We start from the raw sequence: 8,380 nt of genomic DNA on the forward strand, positions 1-8,380 counted from the left end.
TGCAATGGTGATGGGATTCATTCAACGGCCAGTTGAGATCGCCGAGATATTCATGGCCAGAGGTTTTGAATGCGTCACTTCTTAACCGAACAGTGCCAGATAGAAACGTGCCGCTACAATGCGTTTTCCTCCGACACCAGACCTCACGGGCACTGAACTCTTTTGCCAAGCGAGCCGCATTTGCTTTCACTGTCTGGTTTCTGTCCGTAACTTACCCTTCAGCCAAGTCATTTCACAGACGCTAGAATCCTTTGCATATTGAGTGGAATAGCGCTCAGGTTAGATCCCTTAAGGAGCAAGAGAGATTCAACAAAGTTAAAAGATATTGGTAATATGTTGTAAAAAGAACCAAATATTTATTTTTTATTGATAAAAACTTTATCTGAACAATGATAAATCCATATTTACCGGAACCAGAGTTGGTCTCAGTTCGATTAGGGCCATTGCTGGGGGATTTCCACTACTGGCTGAGTCGTTCTCGATCACTCTTGGAGTTCGAAGAAATTGATTTTTTAGGTACCCAACAACAGTCCGATTTATTGGGGCGGGTTCATCAAACGTTATTGGAGGTGATGGCTGCTCGCAGCTTATTCAAAGCGACCTATGGGCAGATCGGCATCGACTCTCAGCTCTTAGAATCCTGGCATGATCTCGTCTCTGAGTGCTGGCAGGTGATGATTCAGCTTCGCTTGGGGCAGTCAAATTAAGCAAAATGGTTTACATTTTCAAAAGAGGCTGGATTAGAGATCGTTATTGATCCAAACCTGATCATTTGTTTCAGGCAGTGGGCAGTCCCCGGAATACTCTTGGCTTGGGAGGGCTATGGATGATGTTTCAGTTCCTATACATGATTGCGTTTATTGTGCTGGCGGTTTTAGCCGTGGGTAATCTGTTTCGCAACGTGCTGACCCTAGGCTTCCTGTCTCAGCGGGACTACAACTTACCGATGCCGCCATCTGCCTACCCTGAAGATGAAGCGGCACCGATTGTTCCTCACCCGGAACTCCTGGATGAATCTGGCAACGTCATTGATGAGCCTTTATTGGTGATGCGCTCCATGAGTGTAGAGGATGCGCGAGAGCAGCTAGATGCCCTCTACCACCAGTCTCCTGGGTCTAAAGAAGATCTCTGATTTCCTCCTGACGCTCTGCCTTAATCGCTGGAGAGAGCGCTAGTCTTGCCCGTTTGCTCTCGTTCCATTTCAGCTCGTGGAGAATCCAAAGCCGTCAGACTCCCCCATATCCTCTCGGCCTCAACGGTTTAACCTCACCGCTTGGCTTGCCAACGGACGAGCACAGCAACTCCTGGATGCAGCTCAGATCCTGTTCGTCCCCTTGCACAAAAGAGGACAGTCCCTGAAACGCTATTTCCAGGTGGATGAGCAGGAAGTAGCGGCTATCTTAGAGCGGGTCAGGGCTACCTTGCCCACCACAGAAGTCATTTTGATGGGTAAACCGCAATCCGGGAAAAGCTCAATCGTTCGGAGTCTGACGGGGGCAACCAAAGACATTATTGGCCAAGGGTTCCGTCCCCACACAGCCCACACCCAGCAATACGCCTATCCCACCGAAGATCTGCCGCTTCTTTATTTCACCGACACGATGGGATTGGGGGAAGTCCAGCCTAGGGGGTCGGATCCAACGGCAGAGTTATCGCAGCTCCTGGCCGCTTCGCACCCCCAAGAACATGCACCTTCCGCCAAAGTCATGATTCTGACGGTTAAGCTCAACGATTTTGCTACCGATTTTCTGCAAAACCAAATTACCCAGATTAGAGCGCAATATCCAGAAATTCCATGTCTGCTGGCCGTGACTTGTCTTCACGATCTCTATGCCGCTGACAGGGAGATTCACCCCGCTTATCCTCCTACTGATCCGGCGGTGCTGCGAGCCTTTTCCGCGCTACAGGACCAGTTTGCCAACTGCTGCGATCGCATCGTGATGATTGACTTCACGTTAGAAGAAGATGGATTCACCCCTCAGTTCTACGGACTGGATACGTTTGTCGATCAATTGGCAGAGCTGTTACCGGAGGCTGAATCCAGGCTCTTACATCAACTCCTGGATGAAACAGGGATCGAGAGGGAACTGGGTTCTATTTATCGAGACACTAGTCGGCGCTATTTAACAACCTTTGCCGTGATGGCGGCAACCCTAGCGGCTGTACCTCTTCCCTTTGCCACCATGCCAGCGTTGACCGCCCTGCAAGTGACCTTAGTGAGTTTATTGGGGCGTCTCTACGGTCAGTCGATCAACCTCTCCCAAGCGGGTGGGGTCCTGAGTGCGATCGCAGGTGGATTCATTGCCCAGGTGGTCGGGCGAGAACTCATCAAATTTGTGCCCGGTTTTGGTAGTGTCGTGGCAGCCACTTGGGCGGCGGCCTATACCTGGGCCTTAGGAGAAGGGGCCTGTGTTTATTTTGGCGACTTAATGGGGGGGAAAACCCCTGATCCCAAGAAAATTCAGCAGACCATGCAGCAATCCTTTCAGGAGGCCAAGACCCGTTTTAAAGGGGAAATTTGGTCTACAGAATCACCCCGTTCACCCGAGGATCCCTAAGGTTATAAGTTTTTGTTGATTCTGATCCGCATGGATAAAGACTGGGCCATACCGCCCTCCAATTCAACAAGGGCATCAATTTGGGGCGCGGCAAGGGAGAGGGCTTGGGGGGAATATTGAACTAAATTCGTTCGTTTCATAAAGGTCTCCACGCCAGGTCCAGAACTGAACCGGGCCATTCCCCCGGTGGGTAAATTAGGGTTGGGACCTGCAAGGTACTGTTCAGTGACGGGGGGAGTATACGCCCCCAAGAGGATAGAGCCTGCATGGCGAATCTGCTCTAAGACAGCCCAAGGATCGGCGATGGCTAAAGCCAGCTGAGCAGGGGCAACCTGATTGGCGAAAAGGATGGCTTGATGGAGCTGGTCCACAAGGATGACCAGACCATAATGGGCAATGGCTTTTTCCGCTAAGAGTCCATAGGCGGGAAGTTGTTGATTGACTTCCAATACGACCTTGGTGGCCAGGGTTGAATCGGACGTAATCAGGATTGAGGCCGCTAAGGGGTCAGACGCAGCTTGTGCCAGGAGGTCGGCCGCAATATGGGAAGGATGGGCCGTGTCATCCGCCAGAATAACCAGTTCAGAGGGTCCGGTTAAGGCATCAATCCCGACGGAGCCATAGACCAATTTCTTGGCCAGAGTGACATAAATATTGCCGCTGCCGGCGATCATATCCACCGCCGGAATTGACTCCGTACCATAGGCCAAGGCGGCGATTGCCTGGGCTCCCCCGACGCGATAAATCCTATCGATACCGACTTCCTGAGCTGCCACTAAGACTGCCGGATGAACCTGACCATCGGGACCGGGGGGGGTCACCATCACCAGTTCTGGAACCCCTGCCACGATGGCAGGGGTGGCATTCACCAAAACTTGGCTAGGGGATGCGATTTGAGTGCCTCGGATATAGAAACCCGCTCTTTCAATAGGGGTGTAGCGCTGTCCCAAAACAACGTGATGATCGCCAAAGTGGACCTGACTCTGGCGTCGCTGTTGTTGATGAAAGGTGGTGAGTTGCTGATGGCAAAATCGAATGGCATCTAAGAGATCCTGGGAGATCTGCTGATAAGCCGCATCTAGTTCGGCACCGCTCACTTTCAACGCATTGAGGCTGAGGGTCTGCTGATCAAACTCAGCCGTATACTGCAACAGCGCGGCATCCCCTTGTCGTTGGACAGTTGATAGAATCTCTCGGACGGTGGATTCTTTGTGGAGAAGCTGATCATCTCGGGTGCGATCGCAAATCCGTCGCAGTTCTGCAGTTGCCTCCGCTTGCTGAGAAATTGTTCGGAGCATAGCTCTGAAATGCCTAAATGCTACTGCCAGAGAGATGATGCCATCCCTGCAAATGTAACGCATTTGATTAGGGTTGTGGGAGGATGAATGCCCCTTACGAATGCATTAAGGTCGCCCCAGGCTTGGATATCCGCCCCGCCCTATCCCTATTTAGCTTAACTCGAAATTCGAGAACGTAATATTGACATTAGGTGTTAGAATATCCCTTTGGGTAATTATCGATTTTTCGGAAGTTTGCTGAGCAACTAACTGTGGCCAATATCAAATCTGCAAAAAAGCGCATTCTGATCGCCGAGCGGAATCGTTTACAAAACAAAGCTTACAAATCGGCAATCAAAACATTTACAAAACGGTTCAAAGCAGCCGTTGATGACTACAAAAGTAATCCGTCTGAGGAGCAACTCGCTGCAGTACACAACGCCATGTCCGTCACCTACAGCAAAATTGACAAGGCTGTTAAAACAGGGGTTTTTCATCGAAATACTGGGGCTCGCAAAAAGGCGGGGCTGGCCCGCCTGCTGAAAGCTGCTACCTGAGGACCAGCGCCGCTGTCACTGAGCCTCAGGTTCAGGTGATCTGGATTCTTTCTCCACTGCAACTGCCCTGGACCTGGCGACTTCATGCAACTCATCGATACGCATGTACACTTAAATTTTGATGCTTTCCAGCCTGACCTTGACCAAATTGCTCAACGTTGGCGGGATCATCATATTGTGCGACTCGTTCACTCTTGTGTCGAGCCGTCTGAATTTAAGCAAATTCAGAACTTAGCGCAGCAATTTCCTGAACTCTACTATGCCGTCGGTGTTCATCCCTTAGATGTCGACAAATGGGATAAAGATGCGGAGACCCAAATGCAATTATTGGCCCAGTCTGATCCGAAAGTCGTTGCCATTGGCGAAACTGGGTTAGATTTTTTCAAGGCCGATAATGGTGAGCAACAGCAACAAGTATTCTGGGCCCATCTCCTGATGGCCAGACTATTACAGCTCCCCGTCATTATCCATTGTCGAGAGGCGGCTGTGCCCATGCGTCAGTTGTTACAGCAATTTTGGCATGAACAAGGTCCCGTGAACGGCGTTATGCACTGCTGGGGCGGAACGCCGGAAGAAACCCAGTGGTTTCTCGATTTGGGTTTCTATGTCAGTTTCAGTGGCATCGTTACGTTCAAAAATGCAAAACAAGTGCATCAATCGGCCCGGATGGTTCCGTGCGATCGCATCCTGATCGAAACCGATTGCCCGTTTCTCGCTCCGGTTCCTGTCCGGGGTGAACGTCGCAACGAACCTGCAAACGTGAGATATGTTGCCCAACAGGTGGCTGATTTGCGAGGCATTTCCCTCGAGCAATTAGCAACCACCACCACCCAAAATGCTTGTCGATTATTTCAGTTGTCTTTACCTGTTCAATCTTAAAAAGGATTGATTTTCGGTACAAACGTCACTTAAACTTGTTGATTCTATTCGCGCTGGGCGTGATTCAAAGAGGAGCTGTATGACTAACTCGATCTACACTCAACCCGCTTTTACTCTCCCTGACCTAGTTGAAATTCAGCGGGAAAGTTTTCGTTCATTTTTGAAAGAAGGATTGATCGAAGAACTAGAAAGCTTCTCTCCCATTTCAGACTATACCGGCAAAATAGAGCTACATTTTTTAGCCAAAAACTATAAGCTCAAACGCCCCAAATATGACGTGGATGAGGCCAAGCGTCGGGATAGCACCTATGGCGTCCAGATGTATGTTCCGACCCGCCTGATTAACAAAGAGACGGGTGAGATCAAAGAGCAAGAAGTCTTTATTGGCGATCTGCCCCTGATGACCGAGCGGGGCACCTTTATCATTAATGGCGCCGAACGGGTGATCGTGAATCAAATTGTCCGTAGCCCTGGCGTTTACTATAAATCTGAGACCGATAAAAATGGTCGACGCACCTACAATGCCAGCCTTATCCCAAATCGGGGTGCCTGGTTAAAGTTTGAAACAGACAAAAATAGTTTGGTCTGGGTTCGGATTGACAAAACCCGTAAACTCTCAGCCCAGGTTTTACTGAAGGCCCTAGGGCTGAGCGATGGCGAAATTTTTGATCGGTTACGTCACCCTGAGTATTACCAAAAAACGATCGATAAAGAAGGACAATTTGGCGAAGAAGAAGCCCTGCTTGAACTGTATCGGAAACTCCGGCCGGGAGAACCTCCCACCGTTAGTGGCGGCACCCAATTATTAGAATCCCGCTTTTTCGATCCAAAACGCTATGATTTGGGCCGAGTGGGTCGCTATAAACTCAACAAGAAACTGCGGCTCAACACACCTGAAGCCACACGCGTGCTGACGCCAGATGATATCTTAGCTGCCATTGATTATCTGATTAATTTAGAGTTCGATATTGGTTCGGTCGATGATATTGACCACTTGGGTAATCGTCGGGTGCGCTCCGTGGGCGAGCTACTACAAAACCAAGTTCGGGTGGGTCTCAACCGTCTAGAGCGGATCATCAAAGAGCGGATGACCGTATCGGATGTCGAATCCTTAACGCCCGCCTCTTTGGTCAACCCCAAACCACTGGTTGCTGCAATCAAAGAATTCTTTGGCTCTAGTCAACTCTCGCAGTTTATGGACCAAACCAACCCGTTGGCGGAATTAACCCACAAACGTCGATTAAGTGCCCTGGGACCTGGCGGTCTTACTCGGGAGCGGGCTGGCTTTGCGGTTCGAGATATTCATCCCAGCCACTACGGACGGATCTGTCCTATTGAGACTCCAGAAGGGCCGAACGCAGGTCTGATTGGATCCCTAGCCACTCATGCCCGGGTCAACCCCTATGGTTTTATTGAGACTCCCTTCTATCCCGTTGAACACGGACGGGTTCTCAAAGATCAGCCGCCCCAGTATATGACTGCGGATGAGGAAGATGATTTGCGAGTGGCACCAGGGGATATTCCCATGGATGCAGAGGGATATATTCAAGGTGAGATTGTTCCTGTCCGCTATCGCCAGGATTTCACCACCACGTCTCCTGAAGAAGTGGACTACGTGGCCGTATCGCCAGTGCAGATTATTTCGGTGGCCACCTCTCTGATTCCATTTTTGGAGCATGATGATGCCAACCGGGCCTTAATGGGCTCGAACATGCAGCGACAGGCCGTGCCCCTACTGCAACCGGAGCGCCCATTGGTTGGTACCGGACTAGAAGCCCAAGCAGCCCGTGACTCTGGAATGGTGATTATTAGCCATACGGATGGAGAAGTGACGTATGTCTCTGCCGATGCCATTCGCATTCGTGATGAGGAAGGCAACGAAACAGAGTATCAAATCCAGAAATATCAGCGATCCAACCAAGATACCTGCTTAAATCAACGCCCCATCGTCTTTGTTGGCGATCGAGTCCGCGAGGGCCAAATCATTGCTGATGGTTCGGCAACGGAGGGAGGGGAACTGGCCCTCGGCCAGAACATTCTCGTGGTATATATGCCCTGGGAAGGCTACAACTACGAAGACGCCATCTTAGTCAGTGAGCGCTTGGTTCGTGATGATGTGTATACCTCTATCCACATCGAAAAATTTGAAATTGAAGCCCGGCAAACCAAACTCGGTCCAGAGGAAATCACGCGAGAAATTCCCAATGTGGGCGAAGATTCCCTGCGCCAACTGGATGAAAGTGGCATTATCCGCATTGGGGCTTGGGTAGAAGCAGGCGACATTTTGGTGGGTAAAGTGACGCCCAAAGGAGAATCTGATCAGCCCCCCGAAGAGAAATTACTGCGGGCCATCTTTGGTGAAAAAGCCCGGGATGTTCGAGACAACTCGTTGAGAGTGCCGAATGGCGAAAAAGGTCGGGTCGTCGACGTGCGGGTGTTTACCCGGGAGCAAGGAGATGAACTCCCGCCAGGGGCGAATATGGTGGTCCGGGTTTACGTTGCCCAAAAACGGAAATTGCAGGTGGGGGACAAAATGGCGGGTCGCCACGGCAACAAAGGCATTATCTCTCGAATTTTGCCCATTGAAGATATGCCCTATCTCGCCGATGGTACTCCGGTCGATCTGGTCTTGAATCCTCTGGGTGTCCCCTCTCGCATGAATGTTGGACAGGTCTTTGAGTGCCTCCTTGGTTGGGCAGGTCAGAACCTGAATACTCGCTTCAAACTCACGCCCTTTGATGAAATGCATGGGGAAGAGGCGTCTCGTAGCACCGTTCACGGCAAGTTAGAAGAAGCCCAACAGAAAACAGGCAAAGATTGGCTGTTTGACCCTGATCGCCCCGGCAAACTCCAAGTCTTTGATGGGCGAACGGGTGAACCCTTTGACCAACCCGTCACAGTGGGTAAAGCCTATATGTTGAAGCTGGTTCACTTGGTGGATGACAAGATCCACGCTCGGTCCACTGGTCCTTACTCCTTGGTGACTCAACAGCCTCTGGGGGGTAAAGCTCAGCAGGGTGGACAGCGATTTGGAGAAATGGAAGTGTGGGCCTTGGAAGCCTTTGGAGCAGCCTATACCTTACAAGAACTCTTAACCGTGAAGTCCGAC

Annotated in this window: 8 protein-coding genes; 6 read left to right on the forward strand and 2 right to left on the reverse strand. The window is 50.7% G+C overall.

Annotated elements, in window-relative coordinates:
* On the reverse strand, window positions 1-190 hold a 190-nt coding region (locus Q0991_RS24530), incomplete at its 3' end, for a hypothetical protein (RefSeq protein WP_299493620.1).
* Between the two features lie 199 nt (window positions 191-389).
* Between Q0991_RS24530 and Q0991_RS24535 the strand changes: the two genes are divergently transcribed.
* The 3 genes from Q0991_RS24535 to Q0991_RS24545 all read left to right on the forward strand — a co-directional run bounded on the left by Q0991_RS24535 (window position 390) and on the right by Q0991_RS24545 (window position 2,558).
* Window positions 390-707: a DUF2605 domain-containing protein gene (locus tag Q0991_RS24535; RefSeq protein ID WP_366525060.1), complete on the forward strand. Its 318-nt coding sequence runs from the start codon at window positions 390-392 to the stop codon at window positions 705-707.
* 122 nt (window positions 708-829) lie between these two features.
* Complete coding sequence (locus Q0991_RS24540; protein ID WP_299493625.1) at window positions 830-1,132, forward strand: DUF2973 domain-containing protein; 303 nt, start codon at window positions 830-832, stop codon at window positions 1,130-1,132.
* A 187-nt stretch (window positions 1,133-1,319) separates the two neighbouring features.
* A complete protein-coding gene (locus tag Q0991_RS24545; protein ID WP_366525062.1) occupies window positions 1,320-2,558 on the forward strand; it encodes a GTPase in 1,239 nt (412 codons plus the stop codon).
* A 2-nt stretch (window positions 2,559-2,560) separates the two neighbouring features.
* Here the strand turns inward: Q0991_RS24545 and hisD are convergent, their stop codons facing one another.
* Window positions 2,561-3,856: a histidinol dehydrogenase gene (gene hisD, locus Q0991_RS24550; RefSeq protein WP_299493627.1), complete on the reverse strand. Its 1,296-nt coding sequence runs from the start codon at window positions 3,854-3,856 to the stop codon at window positions 2,561-2,563.
* A 251-nt stretch (window positions 3,857-4,107) separates the two neighbouring features.
* Between hisD and rpsT the strand changes: the two genes are divergently transcribed.
* The 3 genes from rpsT to rpoB all read left to right on the forward strand — a co-directional run.
* Window positions 4,108-4,392, forward strand: coding sequence for a 30S ribosomal protein S20 (rpsT, locus tag Q0991_RS24555; protein ID WP_299493629.1), 285 nt, complete (start codon window positions 4,108-4,110; stop codon window positions 4,390-4,392).
* Window positions 4,393-4,476: 84 nt separating this feature from the next.
* On the forward strand, window positions 4,477-5,271 hold the full coding sequence (locus tag Q0991_RS24560) for a TatD family hydrolase (RefSeq protein ID WP_299493631.1): 795 nt from the start codon (window positions 4,477-4,479) through the stop codon (window positions 5,269-5,271).
* 79 nt (window positions 5,272-5,350) lie between these two features.
* The coding region (rpoB, locus tag Q0991_RS24565) for a DNA-directed RNA polymerase subunit beta (protein ID WP_299493633.1) at window positions 5,351-8,380 on the forward strand (3,030 nt) is incomplete at its 3' end.

The sequence above is a fragment of the Acaryochloris sp. IP29b_bin.137 genome (genome assembly GCF_028285745.1).
Lineage (GTDB): Bacteria > Cyanobacteriota > Cyanobacteriia > Thermosynechococcales > Thermosynechococcaceae > Acaryochloris.

Bases quoted from the DNA above. Each gene is read 5' to 3' on its own strand.
- Q0991_RS24535 (WP_366525060.1), top strand. From the start codon at position 390: ATGATAAATCCATATTTACCGGAACCAGAGTTGGTCTCAGTTCGATTA.
- Q0991_RS24540 (WP_299493625.1), top strand. From the start codon at position 830: ATGTTTCAGTTCCTATACATGATTGCGTTTATTGTGCTGGCGGTTTTA.
- hisD (WP_299493627.1), bottom strand. From the start codon at position 3,856: ATGCTCCGAACAATTTCTCAGCAAGCGGAGGCAACTGCAGAACTGCGA.
- Q0991_RS24560 (WP_299493631.1), top strand. From the start codon at position 4,477: ATGCAACTCATCGATACGCATGTACACTTAAATTTTGATGCTTTCCAG.